Origin of the sequence: Paenibacillus sp. 8b26, from assembly GCF_050626875.1 — a bacterium.
GTDB lineage: Bacteria > Bacillota > Bacilli > Paenibacillales > Paenibacillaceae > Paenibacillus.
In genome coordinates this window covers 3,727,948-3,751,486 of sequence record NZ_CP192445.1, presented here as the reverse complement: position 1 = coordinate 3,751,486, position 23,539 = coordinate 3,727,948, and the positions used below count along the sequence as shown (strand labels likewise).

Here is a 23,539-nt window from a genome sequence, read left to right as displayed (position 1 = left end):
CCCACTGGCATCTCGCGCTCGTTACAACGCAGGAGGGAGCCACATATCAATAAAACGGCTTAGCCATGTGGCCGCATAAACGGAACTCTTTGTCGAGGTTCCGTAGATCCAGATACCCATGCTAATGACATACAATACGCGTGAGACCCAGCGATTGACGGCAGGTGCAGCTTTCAGACTTTTACGTTCAATCAGATACATGAACAGCATAACCAGCACCAAGGGTAACAAAAATACTTTATTCATTCTGGATTTGCTCCTTTTTGATCCCGAATGGTTTGGTGATCGCACCGATATTCTCAATATGCACGATCGGGTTTATGGTGACCTCCACCTTGGGATACAATTGCTCCCATCGAGGTTTAATCCGTTTCCATTCATCTGGACGACTCATAATGATAGCCCGGCCAAAGCCAAGTATGTCTGAATGATATTTTTGCTGAATAACCCGGACAGCCTCACCCAGCTCTTTCTTGATCTCTTCGGTAACCTGCTGCTCCAGCCACTTTAAATTTTCCTCATTGGATATATCGAAAGTTGTCTCATCCTCCCTTACATTCCCATTGCAGTTCAGACGAATGGTCATTCGTATATCATCCCCCTGAATATGAGGCTTGATATGGACGCTATTTTCGATGAGATGAACGGATATATAACCAGCACCTTTAGGAGGAGGAATGAATATCTCCGTATCCTTGGCCTGCTCCATCCCCAATAGTAGAAACCGACTTAGATGGTTATCGATAATCCCTGTTACCATGTCTTTGCGAAATACAGCCAGCCCATCCACCTGAATATTCGTTTTCTTGTCCTTTATGTTGGCGGGACCATTTTTCACGATAGACATCACCGGCACAACCGGATCAATACCATCCAGCAGGATTGAATTCATCAACAACTTAACGGAGCGGGGTTCCTTCATATAAGCAAAGTTGAGCTCACGCACCATCTCTGCTGGATATTGCTCAATCGGGGCATCCGCCTGAAGCACTTCCAGCGCCGAGTCCTTCGTGATGACTACCAGCGAAGACAGACGGTTCTGCGGAATACGCGCCAATACATCCATAAATTTGCTGATCCCCTCACGTGCCAGTGCCTCGCCGAATAATAGTACCCGTCGATGGGAGAAATTCAGCGTTCGTGAAACTCCCCGCTGTTCCTCTGTGCTTGCTCCCCGGAAGCTTGGACCTATCTTGGACTCCAGATAATAGGATTTCGTTCCCCTTGTGCCTCCCCCACCTCCTGTGCTTCCCGAAGAACCGAGCTGTCCGGGGAGAGCAATTTGCATCGTTACACGGTATTGATCCCCTTCCTTATCCAAACCGGTACCCATTACAAAGGCTACATCGTTCACTTCACGGCGATCCCAGCATCCACCCAAAAGAACAGAACAAAGCAGTAGACAACTGAGCACAGCCGCTTTACGCACTTTTCCTGCATTACATCCTTTGGGTTTCTTCATCACCATCCCTCCTCGGTTGTGGGCGATCCATTCATTTTTTCCTTCGCTCGTTTGTTGTTGTCTTTTCCAATCCAGGAAGGTCGTCTGGTCAATTTCCACCATGGCGCACGAACGACGATATCCTTTTGGTCCATTTGATTATACGGGCTATACCCGCTCATGTAAGGCACACCAAACGACGTTAGCTTGGTTAAATGTGTAGCGAGCAGTGTGGTTGCGATAATGATTCCAAACAATCCGAATACCCCCGCCATCAGCATGATCGGAAACCGCAGCAAACGAACGGTGATAGCAAAGTTAAAGCGCGGAATAGTAAACGACGCAATACCTGTGAGTGACACGATAATAACTACCGGTGCCGACACAATTCCCGCCTGTACAGAGGCTTGACCGATAACGAGCGCGCCGAGGATACTGACAGCCTGGCCGACCGTTTTGGGGAGACGAATCCCCGCTTCCCGTAACGCCTCAAAGGAAATCTCCATAATCAATGCTTCCACCAAAGCAGGGAAAGGGATGGATTCACGCGCCGCCGCAATACTCAAAATGAGCGTCGTCGGTAGCATATCCTGATGGTAGGTTGTGACCGCTACATATAATGCAGGCAAAAAGAGGGCTAATATGAGAAAAAGAAACCGAATCCAGCGCACCACATTACTGATGAAAAAACGCTCGTAATAATCTTCGCTCGCTTGCATCATCTGCCACATCGTGACTGGCCCAATCAGGGCAAAGGGCGTACCGTCCACAAAAATGGCAAAACGTCCTTCCAGCAATTGCGCGGTAACCGTATCCGGACGTTCCGTGTATTCCATTTCCGGAAACGGTGAAAACGGGTGATCCTCAATCAGTTCCTCAATGTATCCTGTCTCCAGCACACCATCTATTTCGATATCGCTAAGCCTTTTTTTTACATCCTCCACCAGCTTCGGATCTATGATGCCCTCGATATAGGTAAGTACAACACCTGTTTGGGTTTCTGTTCCCATGGTCATGCTGTGCATCTTGAGCTTGGGGGTCTTCAGCTTGAATCGCAGCAAAGCGGTATTTACACGAAGGGTCTCGGTAAATCCTTCACGCGGCCCACGAATAACCGCCTCGGTCTGAGGCTCCTCCACGCCACGGCGAACGCCTCCCTTAGCACTGAAGATATACGCACGAGACTTACCGTCTACGAACAAGGCGGCATTGCCGTCCAGTATCGCCGCCGAGACCATTTTCCATTGATCCATCGTTTTGGTCTGGGACATGGAAATCCGAGTTTCATCCAGCGGATCTAATGTTCCGTTTACCTCGGGGTCCTTAAGCATCATGCCCAAAATGAAAGGCCGCAGGATATGATCCTGCAAATCCTCCGATTTCACCGTGCCTTCAATATAAGCCAACATCCCTTTGCGTTCAGGGGAAATCATCAGCTCTCGATAGACGAAATCAGAGCAATCCTTGAAAATATCACGCAAAGCAGTCAAATTGTCTTCCAGACTGCTCCGTAACGGCTGTTCCAACCATGATGGTTCAGGCAGTCTTTTAAGAGCATCGTAATTTCGTGTCTTGCGATCTGCAGCCGGAATCGTGCGCCGGCTCCACGGTAATCTCGGCAGCTTGGGAAAGTGTACTTTCTTCATCGTTATCCCCCTCTACGAATGGCCGATCAGGAATATGACATGTAGGATGTACCAGCCTGCAAAGGATTATGTATCCAATAAGCACAAAAAGAAGACTCCAGTTCCACTTTAAGGTGGTTTTGGAGTCTTCTTTTAATCTGATCTTAAAAGTTACCTATTGCGCCACTGCGCAGTCGGATGGTGCTTCCCATCGCCACCGCCCTGCTCTGCTCGGCCGACCAATTTAGGTTAGCAGAGCTTTTTTTATTTCTCTCGTTTTGACAATGTAAAATTGATTATCTCTCCAGTTACAGTTCCAGTCAAAATAATATAAAACATCATAGCATTCAGCTTATATCCCAGTGCATAAAAAAATCCTATGCTTATTGCATAGCTCAGCAAAATACCCGCATAACGTTTTAAAAATTTGTTCATGGAGTACACCCGATAGGGACAACAGGAGTTAATCGATGGGCGTCGTCTTTAAAGTTTGTTGTTATAGTTGCTTCTCCACGGTCGGTCTGAATAACTTCGGTTTGGATCTGATTTTCCTCTGACTCAGTCAATTGCTCCGCACTACCTACTGAAGGTAAAATAGTTGCGCAGAGTAATACCGATGCCAAAGTGGGTACGAACACTTTATTGAAAATTCCCATAAATAAATCTCCACCTATACAAATATTTCAAACGGTTATAAATGTTACACCTTGATCAGTAAGAAGTAAGGGAAAATTTGTCGAACATTAGTTTTTTCTTCATTATTTCTCCCTCTATCGTATGTTATGATACTATTTATATACAGAAAATGGCAACCATTTGGAAGGAAATAAATGAAAAATATATTTAAAATTGCATGGATTATTGGTTTTATTATTTTTGTGAAAGTTATTGAAAATTCGGGATATTTCTTTCAAGAACAAATGTCAATCACCTATAATTTCCATCCATACCACGAGAGGCCTAAAATTTACATTTAAAAGAGATACTTTTATCTTTGCCTTCATTCCGTCACTTTTAGTTGTTTTATATTACTTGGTAGGAAATCATCTATCCTCAGGTCTTAACTTAATATTTATGTTGTCTGGCTCCTTGTTGTTCTATAGTTTGTTTGGGGAAAAAAAATAATATAAAGAAAGACTGCATCCATTCAATGCAGTCCCTCCTCATGCTACTAAACTCTAAATAATTTCTCAAAAAAGTAAAAGTAGCTGTGACGGTTTCAGTGTATTTATCACATCCACCCTGAACTTATACTGACTCCGATCAAAACATTAACCGTTAAAATAATTCGAATTCGATGTGATCTGCTAATGTTATTCTAAAAAAGCAGGTGGGCGGAATTTGACACTGACAATTCGGCACCTTTTTCCTCATTACGGTTGATGCCTAACCAGTCAAAGATTTACGAATACTTCGACGGATCAATGAACAACACTGGATCAGTCAATCCCTACAACGTTTATGAAAACGGCCAATTGTATATTTCGGTGTCACCCCTGTCTAAAATGGGAATAAATTACACTTGGAGTAAAGGAGTTATGCACTGGGACTGGAACGATAAAGTAGTCAAAGCGCTTCACCCAACGTATACAACGGATAAGGAAAACATCACTTTCAGCGCATTGGTGCAAAAAGAGTTCGGGCATACTTATGTTTTGGTGAACACAGGACACGGTGGCATGACAAGCTCCATTGGAGGTAGCATTAGCACGTTTAAGGGAACAGAAAAAGCAATTGAAAAGTCGATTATAGTGAATGGAAGAACATTTCAGCGGATTGAATATTCAGTAGGTCTTCGCACCGGTCCAAATCCGTTGGAAATTTACACCAATGATAAAGGATCTGCAAAGATTATGGTCCATCGCAAAGTATTAAACCCGTCCTCCGTTCCTATTAGATACAACCATGCCGAGAACGAGCAAGACATCCGCTTTACCAAGCCGACCCAGGGATACCTCCGTGTAAAGGCTGGAGATCCAATAGCAATTGCTGGAGTCGTGACAGCTACGTATCTCGAAAGCAATGTAGTTTCTTTTGGAGTGGCAGCATTTCAAAACGATTGATTTTGTTGAAGTTGAAAAAAGGACCGTTATCCCCCTCAAACAGGATAAATCCTTTAGCGGTTCTGTCGTTATTCAAAAACCTGGTACTTATTTGGTCAATATTCTAAGTCCAGATGTATTCGTGGGAGGTAGTTCACCGTACGGCTCTGTCAAATGGGCTGAGATGCGCCACCGTGTCCACTATATCCATCAAATCCTCACCCAACGGCTGAACTACTTATACTCTTACCTGGCTTAATGCAGCTGCAAATAGTTCTATATCCGATTTTAACACTTTATATGATGGTTCATGCTGATCACCTCGATAATCATTCGGTGAACGATGTGGTAATTCCTTCAACAAAACAATCCCCGCCGACCCGTTAAGGACAGCAGGGATTTTAAGGTGTTTTTTGAGTTGTTACTTACGATTATCTTTTTTTGTGGTTTTCATGGTCGCGACGTCTTAAACCTGCCAATCCAATTAACCCCAATAAACCAAGCCATCCCCATTTATCATTATCGCCATTGTTATTATTAGTGGTCAGCATTTGTGTTCTACCATTGTCGTTTGTGCCCCTATTGGTTTCACTGTTTTCAGCAAATGCTACTACCGTTCCAAAACTTGAAATCATTAATGCAACAACAACCATTATCTTCATTTTTTCAACATGCCTAAACCACTCCTTTAAATTTGTGTTTCCAATCAATTCTTTAATGTGTTTAGCATGCCCAGTAGAACTTATTTCGTATACATTATTTGTAATGACAGCATTACTCTTACCTTCACATTAAATCTTCACTACTGGGAATCATAAATTTGTACAACATTAAAATAAACAAGGAGTGGTTTTTATAATGGGTATCCTAAGCGGGAATCCAAAAGACGAGCCCATGCATTACGGAGAAATTTATAGTGTGTGGCAGTTTTCAGCGTTAGCGAAAGGCAGCGTTTCATTTTACCAAGCATTTTTAAACCACGCAGGAGACAAAGAACTCAAAAAAGTACTGGATGATCTTATTGATCAAGCTAAACTGGAAATCCAAGAATGCGACGCAATGCTTACTGATAATGGTATTGCCCCAGCCCCTATTATGCCTGAAAGACCCCCTGTGAAACTTGAGGATATCCCGGCTGGTGCAAGGTTTACTGATCCCGAAATTGCAGCTAAAGTCGCATTAGATACCTCTGTGGGATTGACATCTTGCAGCCAAGCTATGGGTCAATCCATTAGAGAAGACATCGGGGCTTTATTTGCAAAATATCATCTAACTAAGACTGCTTTGGGAGTTCGTATTCTAAAAATGAACAAAGAAAAGGGTTGGCTAATACCTCCCCCTCTTCAATTAAAACGACCTGAACCAGTTAAAGCCTAAATTTCCTGTACGATCTTCAACACACTGTTCCTTAGATTCTTCAACAAAAATCCCCGCCGACCAGTTAAGGTTAGCGGGGATTGGCTTTGCTTACATTTAAGCACCTCCGATCTTCTGATCAGCTCATTCATGAATTATACATACCTGACGTTATTAAATTTCTTTTCTATATCTTTAGCAAATTTTTCGCCCTCATCGACTAAATGTTTTCTCATAAAGAATCCACCAAAACCATTTATCCATGCAGCAAAAGCCAGTAGCCGGGAGGGAAAGTCCGCTCCAATCGTACAACTAAGTTCGCAAGAGTTGTTATCAATAGGCGTGACCTTCATTTCCCATGGAACTCCAACAATGGCTGGTATCCATCGACATATATATGCTTCTGTCTTGTCAGAGTAGAAACGCAAATGATCCTCTGTGTGCTCTTTTAATTGATAGTGCTGAACAATCATCTCATTCCCCATATTTTCTACATTAACCATATAAAATTCACCATCTTCAAAGTAACTGCCCATTGCCTTGTGAGCTTTTGAAAATGATTCATATTCAGCTGGAGTCATCTCAGTTACCCATTTGTACAAATCCACATTTTTAGCTGCAATCTGCAATTTAAATTTCTTTGTCATTCTCATCTTCATTATCCTTCTTTCCTGTAATTTTTCTTGTGAGTTCATCGTGCCAATTCATAATCATTTGATAATATTCTTTGCCAAACATCAACGTCGCGTGCTCATATACACCCATCTCATGAACGTGCTTCTCTTCTATCAAGGCAAGCTTGTTATATTCACAGGCGACAGTGGTTTGAAAGCTGGCAATCAATCGAACAACCTCAAGCTCGTCAAGATATTTATAGAAGAAAAGCTTATTTAAATACTCATAATTAAAAGGGGAAAAAGTACATGGTGTTTTTAACCATTCTATAAATTCACTCTTCCCTTTTTCCGTGATACCATATGATTTTTTGAATCTGCCTTCCTCTACCACTTCTTCATACGTGATAAGCTCCCCCTTTTCCATTTTTTTCAGCATAGGATATATGCTTCCGAAGCTGGCATCAATAAAGTTGGAAGTACTTAACGCCATCTTCTGCTTGATTTCATATCCTGTCATATCCTTTTCACAGAGGAACCCAAGTATTACATAAATCAACATAAAATCTTTCCCTTCTTTCCTTGCATAGTGAATTGTCCTTCTGAAATCAAAGGGAACTTATCTCTGTTTATATATAGCGAATTTATATATATCGATTCGATATGTATAACATAAGAGTTGACGATCGATTTGTCAATAGCGGTTGCTGAAATTTTATTTGGAAAGATTATTTAAGCTACGCCGGACTAGAATCAAAGAATAACAGTACTACGCTTTCAAAATAAACAAAAAAATCCAAAGGATGTTATCCGATGTATCGAAATAAGGTCACGTTTGCCAAATCCTTCAATGCGTCAAGCTGGTCCATTTCATCCAGGCGCTCAACAAAAGCCCCAAATAGTGTAGCTGACTTGAGATTGAGGCTTTGGTCGTCTCCAATCTGAATTGTGAATATACGATATTGACAGATCGCTAATCGTTCCGAATGCTGGTACTTTTCTGCTTCTGCAACCCCCTCATAGAGCAACAATGCAGCAGCATGCCGACCTTGTGCGAATAATGCTTCTGCCGCATCAAACAGCTTCGGGGAATAGAGCAGGTTGTCCATAATATTCCCAACTATACGCTGAATCGCTTCCAGTTTGTTCAATTCCACACAACGAAACAATACCGGTCCAATTCGCCGCCAATCGGGGGAACTTTCGATGATGTAATGATCTATGTATCGGTCGTAATAATAGCCCTCTGGTAATCCCATTGCCAGTGTGATTCGATCCAACTGATGTATAGCGACTGGACGATGCTTAAGAATCCAATTATTGAGCGTTCTTTGATGAACACCTGAATTCTCCGCAAATTGTGCCAGCGTTAAGTCATTTTGCTGAAAAAAATCCAAATTTTATAATCTCATCTCAATTTTTATCCAAATATTAACATGCGTCAATAGTCTTTTTTCAATATTTGCATAACAAACCAGAATACTTTCCAACAGTTGGTGTAGCAGTTCTCAGCCACCTTGCTAGAACCAAGGAGAAGATCAAAAGACTGTCTCCGGAAGAATACCAACTACAGTCCTCTGTGACATCTTAAGCCCATGTCTAAAGTTGGGCGCAGTTTATCATATAGAGTGCGACATATGTATTTACGAGACATGTTTCAACGCAACTCGGAACGGCGATCTGGCTGATGTTCGAGGCATTTGGTGAGGTTGTAGAGGAAGGAATACTATATTTCAATGAATCTGTTTGAACTCAAGAATCTTCTCTTCTGTTCTACGTTTTTGCTCCTTTAATAAAGCTAAAATATGATCTACATCACGATCGTCAAGAAACTGTTTTATTTCTTTAAGTGGGATATTTAGCGCCTTGAGATAAAGAATTGTGTTCAGGCGTTCGAATTGATCGATTGAATAATAACAGTAACCAGTCACTTCATCGACTGATGCAGGCTCGAACAGATGAATGCTATCATAGTAACGCAGCGTTCGGATATCGATTTGAAAGAGCTTGGAAATTTCTCCGATCAAAAACATTGTACTCATTGTTCCCCTCAATTCTCCTTCCTTTTATGCCACTATAGTATAGCTTATCAATTTGGGAGATAATACTTTGACAATGCAAATATGTTGTTAAAGTGGAATTGTAAGATTACAATGCCCTCTATTTGCGAAGCAAAGGCTTTAAGTGGAAATAAGTGATGACCGAAAAAAGTCCGTTTGGTGTCCCTTCGTCAGACTTTCTGCATGATATTCTTGTATTATGGAAAATCAAATAAGGAACGCATCGCAGCTTTCGAGCCTCGGTGAATCAGGTCGGCCAATGTGCCGGCCTTTTTGATTTTCTCTAATAAAAATAAACCATACTAGGAGGACATAAATCATGTCTACAGAAGCACGTTTCGCATTTTTGAGTTCAGATGGCATCCTGCATCTTCACGATGAGCAACATGGCAAGCACGTACAAACAAGTCTGACGGACGATGAGAGCGGCTTTCCGATCGTAGAGGGTCAGGGCATTGTCTACTACACCCACGAGGACAAAGCTTACGTCAAGGGCAATAAAAATGACGGCCAGCTTATCGCAACGCCGTTAGTGCTCAAGCAGCTTGCAGCGGAACTTCTGTAATTAAGCATCACCCAGAACCATTTCCTGGATCATTCCGGGGCTTTACGGCACGCGCTGGCAGCAAGGTAACAGATATCCGGCGGAAACGTCATACAGACCCTGCCAGAACCCTTGCGCAGTTCAATTCCGCAGCGTGCTCTATTATGATAATGGAACGATTGTCCATTTTTGAAGAATTACAATAAAAGACTTATAATGTAAGATAAGACGAATAAATGTAAAAAATAGCTAACTAATTTATAATAGCTGTTTTTTGAACATGCTTTATTAGTCATAAGAACATACATAGTAGTCTTACATAACCATCCTGATTAATAAAGTCCACTCTTGTCTTGGAAAGAAGGGGATCGATCTACTTAATCAGAACAAGGAGTTAAATGAGTCGAGCTAAAAATCGTAGAATTATAAAATGGAGGGAATTGCGTTGAAAAGAAACCTGAAATCTGTAATGTCTCTAGCTGTTGCATCTGTGGCGTTAGTAGGTAGTCTCGGGCTTGCAAGTATAGCAAGTGCCGCCAGTGATTTTAGTGGTTTTCCTACTTTGCGCCAAGGCGACAGTGGAGGATATGTGAGAGCACTGCAAGCAAATTTATGGGCCTATGGACAACAGGGAGCCGTAGGAACGATTGATGGAAGTTTTGGTAGTGGTGTGAAATCGGGGCTCCAAAGTTTCCAAAGAGCTAAAGGACTAACGGCAGATGGAATAGCTGGTTCGGGGACTTGGAATAGAATGAACTATAATGTCTCTGTTGAAGTTCCAGGAAGATCCTTCTTCCTATCTACTCCTGACAGTTCAACTTATTACGTGTTTTATGGGACAAGAGATAGTGGTAGTGGTATGAGATATGCTGTTTTGTACAAATCCAATAATAGGACCGTTACTGAAGGTACTGTATATTAATAGGAGGGGTTTAATTTGAAAAAACAATTAGTTGCTGTAGCATTAGGTGGTGCACTCGTAATAGGTAGTGGTGCATTTGTATATAATTCATATGCTGCCGAAGCGGAAGTTCCATCACAGGTTCCGGTTGAAACGAAAGCAGAAGCGATTGATGCTTCAACAGTTCAAGCGCCGACTGAAACACCAGCAGAGACAGTAGTTGAAAGCTCTGGTGATATCGAAGGACTCATAAACATATCTGACGTACCAGCAGAAGATATCCATATTCCCAATCTAGCGCAGGGAGCCTCGCTTAAAGCGACAGCGGCTGAAAAACACAGTTTGAAACCATTAAACACAACAGCTTTAAAAGGCGAGAATGGACTGATCATCAGACAGTCATATCGCGGAACTGACGGTAATGAAGTTATGGTCATCCAAACCGAATCCCAAATGGATGAACAGGCTACTATTGATAGTTTGAAAGACACATACAAAGGAGAAAAGGTTGAGTCGACTAAAATCAACGATCATACTGCTGTTTATGTTGACGGGCAAGAAAGAAAGGTTGTTCATCTGATTACAAAAGATCATTTTTATACTGTTTCTTCTTTCAATTCCACTCTTGACGAATTGATGGAAATTGCAAAAAAAATTCAAGAGTAAAAAGATAAGCTACAAAAAAAGCACAGGCATATTTGCTTGTGTTTTTTTGTTACATCTTACAAGTCATCCTCGCGGACTATCATTATCAGTTAAGGAGGGATTGACCTTGTTCCACGATCAGGAGACAGAAAAGATAAAACGTCCTGTAAAAGGACAGTGTTTAATATGCAATAATCCGAATCCGGAATTTCACACCACACTTGGCGCCTCATTGTGGTGTGTGTTGGGAAGTCATGAAATCTGGGGATGAGGACAGATTGGGTGAAAGGATCGTTTGGGACAAGTGATATTGAGAAAGTGAGCAAACGCCAGCTTACTATGGTTTAACTACCCACTTTCTGGTAATGTCCAGTTTCTGCGCTTTGACGGCCATTTTCGGTAATCAGTAAAATGGTCTTGTCATTCCTCTCTAGTTACAAAGTTCGTAAAGATTTTATGCAACAGCGAAGCGTTTTGCATCCCGCTTGCGGGAATAGGTTTTATCGCTGTTTATTTTTTCGGGTTTTAATAAGCGCCTGTGCTACTTTGGTGCTATAAATACATAGGCAGATACAAGTCACTCATTTGGGTGGCTTTTTTATTGCCTTGAAAGGTTGAAAAGGTTTTGAAGAAGAAGAAGACGAAAAAATGCAAAGGTTGTGTATGGGGTAGATGGGATGGTATAAAACAGTTTTGTTTGAGGCCACGTCCTTGTGTTAAAGGGGGGAATCTTCTTGAATGTTTTTGAAGAAGCAAATGTAGATATGTGGGGTAGTGCGACATAAAACAATGAGATCAAATTTTTGGATACCGGAAATTTCAATCCACGCACTCATATAGAGTGCGACGTTACGGTATGGAAAGATTCATACCCCAATGGTATCAATCTCTCACATTTCCGTAATAAACGATGCCGATAAGAGTTGAATCAAGCGTTGACTTTTATCGCCAACACCCTTTCCAAGCCTTTTTCGACAAATTTCAAGGTGCGAAGGACCCGAGGTTTTTATGTGAGCTTCACATTCGCACCTTACTTGGACAGCCACTTCAAAAATTCAATATAAAATGGTGTTAATCTCCCCAATACTCCTCGGGATGATATTCAATCTTAGAATCAGCTTCGAGTGTAAGCTCGCCTATCTGATCATTATATTTCACGCTTTCCGGGTTAACGTAATACCAATGCTTCACAACGGCTTCGTTCTCCGGCGTTACAAAACGGAATACATTCAGTTCCCCGCTATAACGCACAATCACCTCCGCTGCCTCACGCGGTAGCTCTTGAAGCGTGAAGCGAAACACGCCGTCCGCCGATTCCAGACGGCAATCGAATACCTGCTTGCGGCTGTCAGCAAAGCTGCGACCCGTGACGGCATGCTTGATCAGCCATGTTTCCTGCTGCGCCATTGCGCGCACCTCCTTTTAGGGCAAATCAATCAGCATGTAAAAGACAGGCTCCTGTGCCTCCAGTGACAGCTTCGGCTCCTGCTCAATGCGGGCCGAATCGCGCCCGTTCAGCATATGTTCACCGTTCACACGCAGTGAGCCTTCGATAACAAACAAGAACACGCGTCGCCCCTCGGACTGTGTGAATTCCACACGCTCTCCGGTCTGAAGCTTGCTTAAATAAATCGTCAAATCCTGATTAATCGCGGCTATTTCGCCATCTGTGCCTGGAACACGCTTCCCGGCAACGACAGGCAAAAGCTGACCGTGCAATCGCTCAGGGTTGAACGCAGTAGCTTCATACGACGGTTCCAGTCCTCTCGTAAGCGGGCTAAACCACAATTGCAGCAGACTGACATCCTCTGTTTGCGAAGCGTTGTGCTCCGTATGGACGATGCCGCGGCCCGCCGACATTCGCTGAATGCCTCCAAAACGGGTCACCGCCACATGTCCACGGTTGTCCTCATGGCGCAGCTCTCCATAGAGTACGATGGAGACAATCTCCATGTCACTGTGCGGATGCGCCCCAAAGCCCCGTCCCGGTGCAATCACGTCGTCATTACATACACGCATGGGGCCAAACTCTGTATTGTTCTCATCCTGATATTCCGCGAATGAAAAGCTGTGACTGCCCCGCAGCCATCCCTTATCGAAGCTGAATCGGGTAGCAGCCGGATATATTGTGAACATAGTAGCCCTCCTTCAGGAAGTAAAAATGAGATCAATTCATTCTCATTGTACCCGAGCCCAGGAGTTAAAGCTATGCTCCCGTCTGGGCGATAATTTCATCCATAAAAGACTGCAAGGTACTGGTCACATAGGCTTCCTTACGACGGATAAATACCGTTGTCACTTCGTTGTACGGCTCAGGCATTGCATGACAATGCACCAGACCCTGAGCAGCCAGCCCGCTGATCGATGATTCAGGAAAAACCGTCATTCCGATGCCAGCCGCCACACTGCCGATAATCGTCTCGAATGTTCCAAACTCCATAATCTGCTTGGGAATAATGCCCTCCATCTTGAGCCAGGTTTCCAGCCGCCCACGGTAGCCGCAGCCCTTTTTATATAAAAGGAGCGGACGGGTCGTTACATCCTCAACGGAAAAGTTATCTCCTTGAGACACAAGGACCAGCTTTTCCTGAAACACATCCAACTGTTCAATGAGGGGATGCTTCACCGGTCCGGTCACAAAAGCACCATCCAGCCTCATCTCCGCAACCTCCTGTACCAGGTGCTCCGTAACCCCTGCCTTGAGGGACAGCTCGACATCCGGGTGCTTGCTATAGTAAGCATGTAAAATCGCCGGGAGAGCGATCACCGTCTCCACGATCCCTATCTCCAACACCCCCGAAGGCGCTGAGGTACTCTGAAACGCATGTTTCATTTCCTCGAATTGCGACAAAATGCTTTTCGTATATTGCAACAGACGCTTGCCCTCTGCGTTGAGGATCATGCCCCGCTTATGTCTATAAAATAAAGGCGTTTGCAGCTCCTTTTCCAGTAGCTTGATTCTGGCCGTTACATTGGACTGGACATAGCTAAGCTCGGCTGCCGCCTTGCTGACACTGCCATGAGCAGCCACCGTCTGGAAAATGTTTAAGTCGTTCAGATCCACTACTGCTCCCCCTTATCGTGAAGGACAAGACCATCAAAATTGACGTGCCTTGTCACTTATTATCATTTTAAATGATGATAACGTTTATTTTCAATCATTTTACCAACAGCTCCCTATCCATTATGATGTGTCCATAAGATATGTCCGCTGCGGCCGGCAAGGAGGAGCTTTCTTTCACCATGAATAGACAAATCATGACCGGATCTTTATTGTGCCTGATCGCCAGTATGTCCTGGGGAGCCATGTTTCCGGTTTCGCACATTGCGTTGCAACAAGTCAATCCACTGTACTTTTCATTTTTACGTTATTTCTCGGTTACGCTCATATTAATTGTCCTGCTGTGGCTCAAGGAGGGACGGGCTGCATTTCGCTTTGAGGGCAAGGCCAAGACGTTGCTGTTCTTCGGTACGATGGGATTTACCATCTACAACATGGCTGTTTTTCAGGGACAGCACGCGATGGGTGCAGCAGGTACGATTGTTGCATCTATTATGGAAGTGCTGATGCCGATGATCTCCATTGCGCTGGTATGGGTCATGACTCGCAAAATGCCGCCAAAATACACATTGATTAGTATGATGATCGCACTGGCTGGAGCTATACTCGTGATTACGAACGGAAAATGGGCCTTTTTCACACTCGCCGGACAGCATTTGCTGCCGCTGCTGCTCATTTTCGCAGGGGTGATTGGATGGGTCGTGTATTCCATGGGAGGCAGCCATTTTGCAGGATGGTCCACTCTTCGATACTCTACCTTAACCTGCCTGCTCGGAACTCTGGTTTCCTTTGTAGTCGTCGCAACCGCCTCCGCCTTCAACTGGGTTGCGGTACCAGACTGGCAGCATGTATGGTCGGTCAAATACGAAATGAGCTTTATGATTCTGCTTCCAGGACTTGCAGCCTTACTGAGCTGGAATGCCGGAATCCGAAAGCTGTCACCACTGAACGGAATTTTGTTTATTAACTTTGTACCGATTACCACACTGGTGCTTATGTATTTCCAAGGCTATACCATCAGTCATTTTGAGCTGTACGGGACATTGCTGGTCATTTTCGCGTTGCTGCTCAACAATATGTATCAAAGAAGTTCTCTACGCACTTCCGACAGTCCGCGCCGCATGCGTTTTCGGCTGGATCGTCGCAAGTCATTCCAAAGATAGTCTTTAAATCTACGACAAAGAAGTTGTGGCAAAATGCATGCAAAAAAAGCGCCCGGACATGAGATAAACTCATGTATCCGGGCGCTTTTATCGTTTTATTGATCTTTTCCTTCCACTTGGAAACGCCCGACCAGTTCGCGCAGTTCCTCTGCCATTTGGCTCAGGTCCGCTGAGGAAGAAGCAATTTCCTCAATAGAGGCGAGCTGCTGCTCAGCGGCGGCTGAGATCGACTCCGTGTTGCCCGCTGCCTCGTTCGAAATCTGGGAAATGTCGCTCATAATTCCAACGACACCTACTGCTCCCCGAGCCATCTCCTGTGTCACTCCGGTAATATCATTGATATGCTCCATCGCTCGTTCCACGGCATGGCTAATTTCTGCAAAGGATTGCTCCGACGTGCTTACCGAATCAATTCCTTCCGTAACCCGTGTCCGTGCTTGATGCATAGCTGCCAAAGCATGGTTCATATCCACCTGCATCGCATCAATACGCTGCGAAATCAAGGTAGCCGATTTGGCCGATTCCTCGGCCAGCTTACGTACCTCTGTCGCAACCACAGCAAACCCCTTACCGTGATCCCCGGCGCGTGCCGCCTCAATGGACGCGTTCAGTGCCAGCAGATTCGTCTGTTTAGCAATTCCGGATATAACGCTGATAATATTCACAATTTCACCAGAGCGCTCGCTAAGAGAATCCATCGCCTGTCCCAGATCATTAACCGTCTCGTCGATGTCATGCATCTTCTGTACAGCTTGCGTAGCTGCCTTGCTGCCTGCTTGTGCGGACTCTGCGTTACTTTTCACCTGTTCAGATACGCCCACCATACGCTCGGATACGTTTGCTGCCTGCTGAGCAAGCTCCTCCATGCTTACGGAGCCATGTTTGACACTCTGAGCCTGACGCTCGCTGCCTACGGCTACATCCTGAATAGCAATGGTGACATGCTCGATGGCTTTGGTCGTCTGATCTGCACCCGCAGCCAGCTCCTCTGCCGAGGAACTTACCCGATCTGTTGTTTCGTGTACGCTTCGAATCATCGTGCGCAAGCTGTCTACCATCGTTTGGAAGTGGGAAGACAACTGACCAACCTCATCAGTTTTTCCTGTTTCCAAATCGCCTGTCAAATCGCCTTCACTGATCTGCTCTGCCGATTTTTGCAGTCTGCGGATCGGCACCAGGACAGAACGGGTAATCAGGAAAATCGCAATAAGTGCAAGCACCAACGAGGCTGCCAGCACGAAAATGGTTACGTAACGCATGGCAGCGGTGGCAGCGCTAATCTCGGATTGATTGAAGGTTCCTGCAATTTTCCAGCCGGTTTCCTTATTCGTTGCATAGTTCAGATACTTCTCTTGACCTTCATATACATATGTATACTGCCCGCTCGGCGCAGCGTACATATCATTAATAAAGCTTGCATCAAGAGATGTACCCGGCTTAGCCGTAGGGTGGACCACAAATTTTTTCGTATGATCCAAAATAATGATATATCCCTCTTGCCCCACTTTGATGGAAGCCAGTTTACGTACACTTTCCAGATTCAGAGAGATCCCGATAACACCAGACTGATCGGAGAGCGTTTGAGATACCACGACAACAGGAATACCCGAAGAATTGATGATGACAGGGGTGATCATCACCTTACCGGGCTGCTTCATCGCTTCGATGTACCATGGTCGTTTGCGGGGATCAAATGTACCTTCGTTCTCCTTGGGTACGCCGCGGATCATCAAGCCCTCTGTTGTACCGACAAAAATATCGGTCGCATCCTCGTGCAGACCTATGTATTGAATCAGCTTGGGCTGAATCAACGGGCTGTTTCGACCATCAATCATGGAGCTGTCGAGTCCCTTAGCTAAATAACCCACATCTTTGATTTTACTGGCAAGTGCATATTCAATAACCGAATTAGCCGTCGCTACTCCCTGATTTGCACTGCTGTAGAGCTGCTTCTCCATAGCATTAAACGATGAATTATAAGTCGCGATAGATATACTTAAGCTCGGGACCAACAAAACAAGTAAAAATCCTAAAATCAGCTTGTTCCTGAGTGTCCAAATGGTTTTTCTCTTTTGCATTTTTTCCATGTGTTTTTCCCCTTTACTTGAAAAGCTATGTTTTTGAAATTACACTCGATGGAAGTTATATCGGTTAAATAAAGCAAATGATTTACATCCAATTTTCGTAAATGAGCAAAACAAAAAAACCGCGCCCTGAGACTAAGGACGCGGTTTATATGATCATTTAGACCTGTACGTTACTGCTTTCAGGCTTTTTACGGCCAAACAACTGATCCACCGCCAGAAAACGTCCACCAACAAGTGCTTGCTGAAGACTGGCGAACAGAACCAGCAGATCAAATTCAATTGAGCCAAAGGGCTGTCCTTTTTTAGCAGTCAGCAATACACCGATCATAACGATGGTCAATGCTGCTCCGGCAAGTCGTGTTCCAATACCCAGTACCAGTGCAATACCGCCAACCAGTTCAACCGCAGCGACCACAGGAGCCAACCAACCAGGAAGTCCGATACTTTGGAAGAAGCCGGAGGTTCCGTCCAGTCCCTGAAATTTTTGTAATCCATGAACACTGAAAATGACTCCTGTAAAGATTCGTACCAACAGTAATCCAATATTCGTAAGTGTTTGATTCATATGCTCATCTCCTTTTAGGTTGTGTACAGATTAGGTAATAAACACTACAATGTGTAGTGTATTACATATCAATAATCGGTAGCGCGTAAAGCGCCACCCATTAGGATGTAACTTGCCAAACTACATTAACGCCAGTCCAAACATAAGCGTCAGCATCACCAGCACATAACCGGAAAACATAATCGAACGCCAGGGCAGTTGGATTACCGGCTCCTGCTGAGGGTCCAAAATACGTGAGATCCGATAATTAATGGACGTTTCTGCAAAAGAGGAACAAGCGGCGGAATTCACCAGGTGGGCATTGGCGGGCGTCATACTTAGCAGTTTGAGCAATGCACTTCCAATTCCCATCGGTGAACCTGTTCGGTTAATGGCTGCATTGTCAGCCAAAATTTCGCGGGCTGTCTTGTAAAGCTTGGTAATATGACGCAGCACAGGCAAATAAAACAGCAATGTAGCACACATTTGCAGCAGCCAGGTCTTCAACGGATCATAATGCTTCATATGATACGCCTCATGGTATACAACTGCCTCCTCCTCATGCTTGTCCAGTACTGACAGCAATGCCGAGGACAGCACAATACGTGGCTTCCACAAGCCCATGGTGAATGCGGCAGGCTTGGCGTAATTAATGACCCAAATCCGGTCAGCTCCAAGGTCGCGGTATCGTGTACCCAGAGCCTCCGTAAGCACCGAATCACGCATCCGGTGCAGCCTGCGGAAAGCCGCCCTTGTGGCAATACACTGTCGTATCGCTTCTACCCCGGCAATCCCAAAGGTGAGAAAGACGAGTCCACTGAGCGCATCCACCATGTAGCCAATTCCGTAGTTCTGCAACAGACTTCTACAAATCTGAAACACGTTAAAATCCAATTTCCAGCCGAAAATATGCTGCCCGGCGTACATACCCATCTGTATAAGGGCGAAACCCGAAATAAAGGCGCCTGCTGTAAACAGTAATTTAGAACGTGTTTTCCACATCGTCTATATATCCTTTTTCCATTGTTTAATTTTTTGTTCCAGACGTTCGATCAGCATAGGATCGGCCACCTCCAGAGCATCAATCATATGATTTACAGCGAGTGGGCCGAATTCATCCACCAGTTCGTGGCTTAACTCCTTGGACTGTTCATCCCTGAATTCTTCCCTGCTCAAAACCGGTCGATACAAAGACGTTCTCCCACGTATACTCTTGCTCAGTATTCCCTTTTCCACCAGACGGTTCATCACGGTCATCACCGTATTGAAATTAAAGTCCCGATCCCCCTCCAACGCGGTCTGCACTTCTTTGATGCTCCGATCCGAAGTGGACCATAAAATATCCATAATTTTGGCTTCCAGAGGTCCGAAAAAACGGTTGAGTCCGGTTTCGCCAGTTTTAAAATTCAGTCGTTTCATAAGAAGCACCTCGCACTACCGATTGTAGTGTATATATCCTGATAAAGTCAACCGTCACACCTAATGTCAGTTTCTTCAAAGGGACTTATATACATCCGCCGAATGTCTCCATCCGGCGGCAATTCATAGCTGATCAGCTTCCGTTCAATCCGCCAATCTGTAGCCTACACCTCTTACCGTTGCTATATATTCAGGCTCCGCTGGCCGGTCGCCCAGCTTCTTGCGCAAGCTTTTGACATGCACATCCACGACATTGCTGCCGCCTACAAAATCCGTCTCCCAGATATCGTGCATCATCTGCTCACGAGAAATGACTTTGCCTTGAGCATCCATCAGCTTCAACAGCAAGTCGTATTCCGTTTTGGTCAGATTCAATTGATTCTCTTCTTTATATACTAACATTTTATCACGGTCAATCCAGATGTCCTTGAACACCGTACGACGACTACCTTGCGTTGCCTGACGGGAAGCTGCCGGATGACGTACAATCATCCGTTCAATATCATGCACCATATGATTAGAAGCCAGCGGCCATACCAGCACCTCTTCGGAAGGAAGCAGCTCATGCGCACGAACAGCCATCCGATCCTGAATCACATACATGACGGGTGTATCTTTCATCTGTTCCGCCTCAAGACGATTACGGATATCCAGTAATTCACTCCGTGTATCAGTAGCGGTCAAATCGTAAATCAGCAGATCGCTTCCCAGATGACGTTGTACTTCAGGCTCCCAGCGATGGAACACCATCACATCAAAGCACGCGTCTGACAACGTACGTACCAAACCATGAACGACACCCGGAACCGAGCTGATCAGAACGATGCGGCGTGTAGTCGGGCAGTACAACGGCTCATTAGAAGGAACCGTCTGTAACGCAGGGGCGGAGGGAGCGGATAACATCGTTGTCCAGTTACCCTTCACCCGTTTAGGCAGCTCGGCTGCTTTGAAACGATTCGTTATTTGATTCGCTTGCTTTGGCATTCCTTACACACTCCTCCGAATACGACATGGGCATGGGCGATGGTATATCCCGTTTCATGCGCAACCGTCTCGATCCAATCATGTGGAACCTCGCTCATCACTTCATCTACCCGTCCACATACCTGACAAATAATATGCTGATGATCATCCATTCGTCCGTCATAACGACTGGCAGCTTCCCCCAGCTTCAACTCGCGGATCAATTCCTTATCTGTTAAATAACGTAGCGAATTATATACCGTTCCATAGGCAAGATTATATCCGCGCTCCATCAACCGATTCATAACATCGGCTGCGGTAGGATGATCGTGGGCCTCACGAACCACATCATATACCGCTTGGCGCTGCGAAGTTAAATTTAAAGTTCTCATACCGCATCTCCCTTAACGAACGCAGATTATATTTATTCTCAATTTATAATTACAACAATAAATCAATTTAGAATAAGTATAAATCCTAATTCATTCCAAGTCAATGGGATCGGATAAATTGAGCCACTTTGCATCACAATGTATACGTGGCATACATTCAGCTCATACAGACCGGAGGTATATTTTATGAAAATGCTATGGATATTCACGCTCTTCCTGCTGCTCATGCTCGGAACGAACCTGCTGGTGAACTGGCTATTCGGTAGTCGAACTCCTTGGGAGGCTACTTTATCAGCTTTTCACACCATGCGGCCTTCCGAATACATTGTCCTGGCAGGCATGCTGCTGCTCATTTTCATATCTGTGGGCAAAAAGCAAATCAGACATGTGCTGCACTTCTTTTTCTCACAGTGGTTACGGTTTCTGAAAGTCCCCGCTCCCTCCCCTGGTTCTGGCTCTGCTTCGTCGGAAAAGAGCAGCCAACAGGAGCAGCAAGGGAAAGAAGTAAACAAATAACGGGTGAATATAAATAAAGGTGAGCCGCCCAAAGGCAAGATGCTCGCTCAAGCTGGGCGTTTCTATCTGAGACCATAGCAAAACAATGAACCCGGCGAAAAGCAATGTTTTACGGTAAGCCAGTCCAAAGATATCGGAGATCCCTATCACAACGGCATAGAAGAACAGGGCGATTTTGAAAAAATCACCAATGATCATAGACATCAGGATAATCACATCCGAACGTTGCAGATACTCTGAAAGCTGTACATTCGCAAACGTGCTCAGCAGGGGGAAGATGGATCGCTCCGTGATGCTGGTGCCCATAACCGTCACATTTAATATCGCAGCTTCAGCCAAAACGAGGCCACCTGCAATAATTCCCACATAGCCTGCCCCGGTCATCTGCGACGGCTTCTTCACACAGGGGATAAACATCATGAAGCAAATCATCTCCCCGAACGGAAACGCCAAATGTTCCCGAACAACTGAACTAATCACAGGCTTAACACCATCGATCATCACGGGCATCAGCTCATCCAGATGGATGCTCCCCGATATGATGAGTAACGTATTGCCTAAAAAAATGACCAGCATCACTACAACAAGCAGCACTTGACCTGTACGTGCCAACACTTCGAAACCAAGCCAGAGGACATAGATCACACATAAAATCATCAAAAAAGCCACGATCAGGCTCGGCGTCTTTTCCAGCACAGAAATACGAATCAGCTCTGTCTCATCGCGCAGGCTTCGGCTGGTCAAAAACATAAAAAACAAAATGTATGACAGCCCCATCGCTGTGCCTCCCGTACGTCCGATCAATTCACGAGCATAGGTTGTCAGAGGCTTCCCAGGAAACATTTCAGCCGTATAGCTGTACATTCGGAACAATATCATTCCGGCGATTATCGCGACGAGCTGAACAATCCATGTATCCCGTTCAATTTCACTATCCATGTTAATGATGACCGCGTTACCCAGGAGAAAGTGGAACATAAGAATAACTATTTGCCCTGTGCTGACGTGCCTTTCCTGTTCACGACGATGACTCATGATACATTCTCCTTCCCTTTTTTGCTTCCTGTCTTTTGGAATCCTGACACGACAAGTAGCAAGAGAGGAAACAGCACTGAAAATGCAGGAAACATCCACTTCAGCACAAACTCGCCTGTTGTAATATGTTCTTGATAGCTTTGGGCCATCAGTACCGAAGATATGAGCATAATAAGCCCGAATGGAAGCAGCAATTTACGGTAAGGGATACGCAGTACATCCTCTGCTGCCCTGACCGCCGCATAATAAAAGATAAAGATTTTGAAAAAATCAAAAATAATTACAGTCATGACCCCGATGACATCCACCCTGTCGATAAAGTCCGATATTTCCACCTTACTGATCATCGAAAGTATCGGGTACACTGCTCGTTGGAACACATCCTCTCCCAGAACCAGCACATTTACCAGCGCAATCATGGACAGGATTGTCCCCCCTAGCAACACAGCGGAAATACCGACACCATTGGCACGAAAGTCCTTCTTTAATGAAGGAAGAATCATCGTAAACGTAACCATCTCGCCGAACGGCAGCATGATGGCTTGGGAATAGATTTCTTTCCATATCGGCTGCCAGCCATGCTGGGCTATGGGAAGAAAATTCCTCCAGTCTACAATGCCGGATAACAGAAGCATGATGTTCGTAATGAAACCCAGCAGCAGCATAAGAGCCAGCAGCCAAATCGCCGTCCGGCCCGCGACCTCGATCCCCAAGTACATCACATACATCACCAGACCGATCATCAAGACGCTAATGACAGTTAACGGTGTATGCTGGAGAGTCCGGTTGGCAATCAGAACTGCGCTATCTCTTAGATCACGCGACCCTCCGTACAGAAAAAACAAAATATACAGAAAAGCAAGCACACTTCCTGCTTTTCTGCCTATGATCTTTTGGCTGTACTGTGTCAACACAAGTTCGGGGAAGCGCCGATGAAGGGTACCATAGCATAAGAAAAGAAGGGCGCCAAAACCCATAGCTATGAGAATCACCAGCCATGCATCCTTGCCAGCATCTCTGCCGGGAATAGACATCACAGTCGTCCCCAATTCAAATAGCACCATTAAGGCGATCATCTCTATTGCGTCCACTTGCACTTTTTTCATCGGCGTTCCCTCCTTCCCCTAATCA

General features: G+C 44.8%; 25 protein-coding genes and 1 pseudogene. 6 read left to right on the top strand and 20 right to left on the bottom strand.

What is annotated here, in order from left to right:
* Positions 1-21: 21 nt before the first annotated feature.
* From ACQ4MX_RS17280 to ACQ4MX_RS17265, 4 genes are all read right to left on the bottom strand, one after another.
* Positions 22-246, bottom strand: coding sequence for a hypothetical protein (locus tag ACQ4MX_RS17280; RefSeq protein ID WP_431086244.1), 225 nt, complete (start codon positions 244-246; stop codon positions 22-24).
* Positions 239-1,462, bottom strand: a complete 1,224-nt coding sequence (locus ACQ4MX_RS17275) for a Ger(x)C family spore germination protein (protein WP_431086241.1) — start codon at positions 1,460-1,462, stop codon at positions 239-241. Before ACQ4MX_RS17275 ends, ACQ4MX_RS17280 begins: the two co-directional genes overlap by 8 nt.
* Positions 1,462-3,087 (bottom strand): spore germination protein, encoded by a 1,626-nt coding sequence (locus tag ACQ4MX_RS17270; protein ID WP_431086239.1) that lies wholly within the window; start codon positions 3,085-3,087, stop codon positions 1,462-1,464. The genes ACQ4MX_RS17275 and ACQ4MX_RS17270 overlap by 1 nt, the downstream gene beginning before the upstream one ends.
* A 410-nt stretch (positions 3,088-3,497) precedes the next feature.
* Positions 3,498-3,722 carry a hypothetical protein gene (locus ACQ4MX_RS17265; protein WP_431086236.1) on the bottom strand — a complete coding sequence of 75 codons (225 nt, stop codon included), beginning with the start codon at positions 3,720-3,722 and terminating at the stop codon, positions 3,498-3,500.
* Between the two features lie 882 nt (positions 3,723-4,604).
* On the opposite strand from ACQ4MX_RS17265, the gene ACQ4MX_RS17260 reads away from it, so the two are divergent.
* Positions 4,605-5,129, top strand: coding sequence for a hypothetical protein (locus tag ACQ4MX_RS17260; protein ID WP_431086235.1), 525 nt, complete (start codon positions 4,605-4,607; stop codon positions 5,127-5,129).
* A gap of 410 nt (positions 5,130-5,539) precedes the next feature.
* Here ACQ4MX_RS17260 and ACQ4MX_RS17255 read toward each other — a convergent pair whose 3' ends face one another.
* Complete coding sequence (locus ACQ4MX_RS17255; RefSeq protein ID WP_431086233.1) at positions 5,540-5,770, bottom strand: WGxxGxxG family protein; 231 nt, start codon at positions 5,768-5,770, stop codon at positions 5,540-5,542.
* 196 nt (positions 5,771-5,966) lie between these two features.
* On the opposite strand from ACQ4MX_RS17255, the gene ACQ4MX_RS17250 reads away from it, so the two are divergent.
* Complete coding sequence (locus ACQ4MX_RS17250) at positions 5,967-6,485, top strand: DUF3231 family protein (RefSeq protein ID WP_431086232.1); 519 nt, start codon at positions 5,967-5,969, stop codon at positions 6,483-6,485.
* A gap of 134 nt (positions 6,486-6,619) precedes the next feature.
* Here ACQ4MX_RS17250 and ACQ4MX_RS17245 read toward each other — a convergent pair whose 3' ends face one another.
* From ACQ4MX_RS17245 to ACQ4MX_RS17230, 4 genes and pseudogenes are all read right to left on the bottom strand, one after another.
* On the bottom strand, positions 6,620-7,117 hold the full coding sequence (locus tag ACQ4MX_RS17245; protein ID WP_431086230.1) for a hypothetical protein: 498 nt from the start codon (positions 7,115-7,117) through the stop codon (positions 6,620-6,622).
* The gene (locus tag ACQ4MX_RS17240; protein ID WP_431086228.1) at positions 7,095-7,640 is read right to left on the bottom strand and encodes a PadR family transcriptional regulator; all 546 of its coding nucleotides are present in this window, start codon (positions 7,638-7,640) and stop codon (positions 7,095-7,097) included. The genes ACQ4MX_RS17245 and ACQ4MX_RS17240 overlap by 23 nt, the downstream gene beginning before the upstream one ends.
* 268 nt (positions 7,641-7,908) lie before the next feature.
* Positions 7,909-8,475 (bottom strand): annotated as a pseudogene (locus tag ACQ4MX_RS17235) (helix-turn-helix domain-containing protein); the annotation flags it as partial.
* Between the two features lie 336 nt (positions 8,476-8,811).
* Positions 8,812-9,120 carry a MerR family transcriptional regulator gene (locus ACQ4MX_RS17230; RefSeq protein WP_431086226.1) on the bottom strand — a complete coding sequence of 103 codons (309 nt, stop codon included), beginning with the start codon at positions 9,118-9,120 and terminating at the stop codon, positions 8,812-8,814.
* A 337-nt stretch (positions 9,121-9,457) separates the two neighbouring features.
* Here ACQ4MX_RS17230 and ACQ4MX_RS17225 point away from each other — a divergent pair, with 337 nt between their 5' ends.
* The 3 genes from ACQ4MX_RS17225 (at position 9,458) to ACQ4MX_RS17215 (ending at position 11,249) form a co-directional block, all read left to right on the top strand.
* The gene (locus tag ACQ4MX_RS17225; RefSeq protein WP_431086224.1) at positions 9,458-9,703 is read left to right on the top strand and encodes a hypothetical protein; all 246 of its coding nucleotides are present in this window, start codon (positions 9,458-9,460) and stop codon (positions 9,701-9,703) included.
* Positions 9,704-10,127: 424 nt separating this feature from the next.
* Positions 10,128-10,604 carry a peptidoglycan-binding domain-containing protein gene (locus ACQ4MX_RS17220; RefSeq protein WP_431086221.1) on the top strand — a complete coding sequence of 159 codons (477 nt, stop codon included), beginning with the start codon at positions 10,128-10,130 and terminating at the stop codon, positions 10,602-10,604.
* Between the two features lie 15 nt (positions 10,605-10,619).
* Positions 10,620-11,249, top strand: a complete 630-nt coding sequence (locus ACQ4MX_RS17215) for a DUF4367 domain-containing protein (RefSeq protein ID WP_431086219.1) — start codon at positions 10,620-10,622, stop codon at positions 11,247-11,249.
* 1,050 nt (positions 11,250-12,299) lie between these two features.
* On the opposite strand, the gene ACQ4MX_RS17210 is transcribed toward ACQ4MX_RS17215, so the two are convergent.
* The 3 genes from ACQ4MX_RS17210 to ACQ4MX_RS17200 form a co-directional block, all read right to left on the bottom strand.
* Positions 12,300-12,635 carry a hypothetical protein gene (locus tag ACQ4MX_RS17210; RefSeq protein WP_431086218.1) on the bottom strand — a complete coding sequence of 112 codons (336 nt, stop codon included), beginning with the start codon at positions 12,633-12,635 and terminating at the stop codon, positions 12,300-12,302.
* A 15-nt stretch (positions 12,636-12,650) separates the two neighbouring features.
* On the bottom strand, positions 12,651-13,364 hold the full coding sequence (locus tag ACQ4MX_RS17205; RefSeq protein ID WP_431086217.1) for a pirin family protein: 714 nt from the start codon (positions 13,362-13,364) through the stop codon (positions 12,651-12,653).
* Positions 13,365-13,434: 70 nt separating this feature from the next.
* Positions 13,435-14,292, bottom strand: a complete 858-nt coding sequence (locus ACQ4MX_RS17200; protein WP_431086214.1) for a LysR family transcriptional regulator — start codon at positions 14,290-14,292, stop codon at positions 13,435-13,437.
* Positions 14,293-14,471: 179 nt separating this feature from the next.
* Between ACQ4MX_RS17200 and ACQ4MX_RS17195 the strand changes: the two genes are divergently transcribed.
* The gene (locus ACQ4MX_RS17195) at positions 14,472-15,452 is read left to right on the top strand and encodes a DMT family transporter (RefSeq protein ID WP_431086213.1); all 981 of its coding nucleotides are present in this window, start codon (positions 14,472-14,474) and stop codon (positions 15,450-15,452) included.
* Positions 15,453-15,547: 95 nt separating this feature from the next.
* On the opposite strand, the gene ACQ4MX_RS17190 is transcribed toward ACQ4MX_RS17195, so the two are convergent.
* The 8 genes from ACQ4MX_RS17190 to ACQ4MX_RS17155 all read right to left on the bottom strand — a co-directional run bounded on the left by ACQ4MX_RS17190 (position 15,548) and on the right by ACQ4MX_RS17155 (position 23,514).
* Positions 15,548-17,539, bottom strand: a complete 1,992-nt coding sequence (locus ACQ4MX_RS17190) for a methyl-accepting chemotaxis protein (RefSeq protein WP_431086212.1) — start codon at positions 17,537-17,539, stop codon at positions 15,548-15,550.
* Positions 17,540-17,696: 157 nt separating this feature from the next.
* Complete coding sequence (locus tag ACQ4MX_RS17185; protein WP_431086210.1) at positions 17,697-18,104, bottom strand: DoxX family protein; 408 nt, start codon at positions 18,102-18,104, stop codon at positions 17,697-17,699.
* A 120-nt stretch (positions 18,105-18,224) separates the two neighbouring features.
* A complete protein-coding gene (locus ACQ4MX_RS17180; RefSeq protein ID WP_431086208.1) occupies positions 18,225-19,085 on the bottom strand; it encodes a M56 family metallopeptidase in 861 nt (286 codons plus the stop codon).
* Between the two features lie 3 nt (positions 19,086-19,088).
* A complete protein-coding gene (locus ACQ4MX_RS17175; RefSeq protein ID WP_014278583.1) occupies positions 19,089-19,502 on the bottom strand; it encodes a BlaI/MecI/CopY family transcriptional regulator in 414 nt (137 codons plus the stop codon).
* Positions 19,503-19,646: 144 nt separating this feature from the next.
* Positions 19,647-20,486 (bottom strand): winged helix-turn-helix domain-containing protein, encoded by an 840-nt coding sequence (locus tag ACQ4MX_RS17170; protein WP_431086206.1) that lies wholly within the window; start codon positions 20,484-20,486, stop codon positions 19,647-19,649.
* Positions 20,462-20,857 carry a Fur family transcriptional regulator gene (locus ACQ4MX_RS17165; protein WP_044644373.1) on the bottom strand — a complete coding sequence of 132 codons (396 nt, stop codon included), beginning with the start codon at positions 20,855-20,857 and terminating at the stop codon, positions 20,462-20,464. Before ACQ4MX_RS17165 ends, ACQ4MX_RS17170 begins: the two co-directional genes overlap by 25 nt.
* Positions 20,858-21,271: 414 nt before the next feature.
* Complete coding sequence (locus ACQ4MX_RS17160; protein WP_431086204.1) at positions 21,272-22,408, bottom strand: GerAB/ArcD/ProY family transporter; 1,137 nt, start codon at positions 22,406-22,408, stop codon at positions 21,272-21,274.
* Positions 22,405-23,514 carry a GerAB/ArcD/ProY family transporter gene (locus ACQ4MX_RS17155; RefSeq protein WP_431086202.1) on the bottom strand — a complete coding sequence of 370 codons (1,110 nt, stop codon included), beginning with the start codon at positions 23,512-23,514 and terminating at the stop codon, positions 22,405-22,407. Before ACQ4MX_RS17155 ends, ACQ4MX_RS17160 begins: the two co-directional genes overlap by 4 nt.
* Positions 23,515-23,539 lie beyond the last annotated feature (25 nt).

Bases quoted from the DNA above. Each gene is read 5' to 3' on its own strand.
- ACQ4MX_RS17275 (WP_431086241.1), bottom strand. From the start codon at position 1,462: ATGAAGAAACCCAAAGGATGTAATGCAGGAAAAGTGCGTAAAGCGGCT.
- ACQ4MX_RS17280 (WP_431086244.1), bottom strand. From the start codon at position 246: ATGAATAAAGTATTTTTGTTACCCTTGGTGCTGGTTATGCTGTTCATG.
- ACQ4MX_RS17170 (WP_431086206.1), bottom strand. From the start codon at position 20,486: ATGCCAAAGCAAGCGAATCAAATAACGAATCGTTTCAAAGCAGCCGAG.
- ACQ4MX_RS17190 (WP_431086212.1), bottom strand. From the start codon at position 17,539: ATGGAAAAAATGCAAAAGAGAAAAACCATTTGGACACTCAGGAACAAG.
- ACQ4MX_RS17255 (WP_431086233.1), bottom strand. From the start codon at position 5,770: ATGAAGATAATGGTTGTTGTTGCATTAATGATTTCAAGTTTTGGAACG.
- ACQ4MX_RS17250 (WP_431086232.1), top strand. From the start codon at position 5,967: ATGGGTATCCTAAGCGGGAATCCAAAAGACGAGCCCATGCATTACGGA.
- ACQ4MX_RS17225 (WP_431086224.1), top strand. From the start codon at position 9,458: ATGTCTACAGAAGCACGTTTCGCATTTTTGAGTTCAGATGGCATCCTG.
- ACQ4MX_RS17265 (WP_431086236.1), bottom strand. From the start codon at position 3,722: ATGGGAATTTTCAATAAAGTGTTCGTACCCACTTTGGCATCGGTATTA.
- ACQ4MX_RS17240 (WP_431086228.1), bottom strand. From the start codon at position 7,640: ATGTTGATTTATGTAATACTTGGGTTCCTCTGTGAAAAGGATATGACA.
- ACQ4MX_RS17205 (WP_431086217.1), bottom strand. From the start codon at position 13,364: ATGTTCACAATATATCCGGCTGCTACCCGATTCAGCTTCGATAAGGGA.
- ACQ4MX_RS17245 (WP_431086230.1), bottom strand. From the start codon at position 7,117: ATGAGAATGACAAAGAAATTTAAATTGCAGATTGCAGCTAAAAATGTG.
- ACQ4MX_RS17185 (WP_431086210.1), bottom strand. From the start codon at position 18,104: ATGAATCAAACACTTACGAATATTGGATTACTGTTGGTACGAATCTTT.
- ACQ4MX_RS17180 (WP_431086208.1), bottom strand. From the start codon at position 19,085: ATGTGGAAAACACGTTCTAAATTACTGTTTACAGCAGGCGCCTTTATT.
- ACQ4MX_RS17230 (WP_431086226.1), bottom strand. From the start codon at position 9,120: ATGAGTACAATGTTTTTGATCGGAGAAATTTCCAAGCTCTTTCAAATC.
- ACQ4MX_RS17195 (WP_431086213.1), top strand. From the start codon at position 14,472: ATGAATAGACAAATCATGACCGGATCTTTATTGTGCCTGATCGCCAGT.
- ACQ4MX_RS17175 (WP_014278583.1), bottom strand. From the start codon at position 19,502: ATGAAACGACTGAATTTTAAAACTGGCGAAACCGGACTCAACCGTTTT.
- ACQ4MX_RS17260 (WP_431086235.1), top strand. From the start codon at position 4,605: ATGCACTGGGACTGGAACGATAAAGTAGTCAAAGCGCTTCACCCAACG.
- ACQ4MX_RS17155 (WP_431086202.1), bottom strand. From the start codon at position 23,514: ATGAAAAAAGTGCAAGTGGACGCAATAGAGATGATCGCCTTAATGGTG.
- ACQ4MX_RS17160 (WP_431086204.1), bottom strand. From the start codon at position 22,408: ATGAGTCATCGTCGTGAACAGGAAAGGCACGTCAGCACAGGGCAAATA.
- ACQ4MX_RS17165 (WP_044644373.1), bottom strand. From the start codon at position 20,857: ATGAGAACTTTAAATTTAACTTCGCAGCGCCAAGCGGTATATGATGTG.
- ACQ4MX_RS17270 (WP_431086239.1), bottom strand. From the start codon at position 3,087: ATGAAGAAAGTACACTTTCCCAAGCTGCCGAGATTACCGTGGAGCCGG.
- ACQ4MX_RS17210 (WP_431086218.1), bottom strand. From the start codon at position 12,635: ATGGCGCAGCAGGAAACATGGCTGATCAAGCATGCCGTCACGGGTCGC.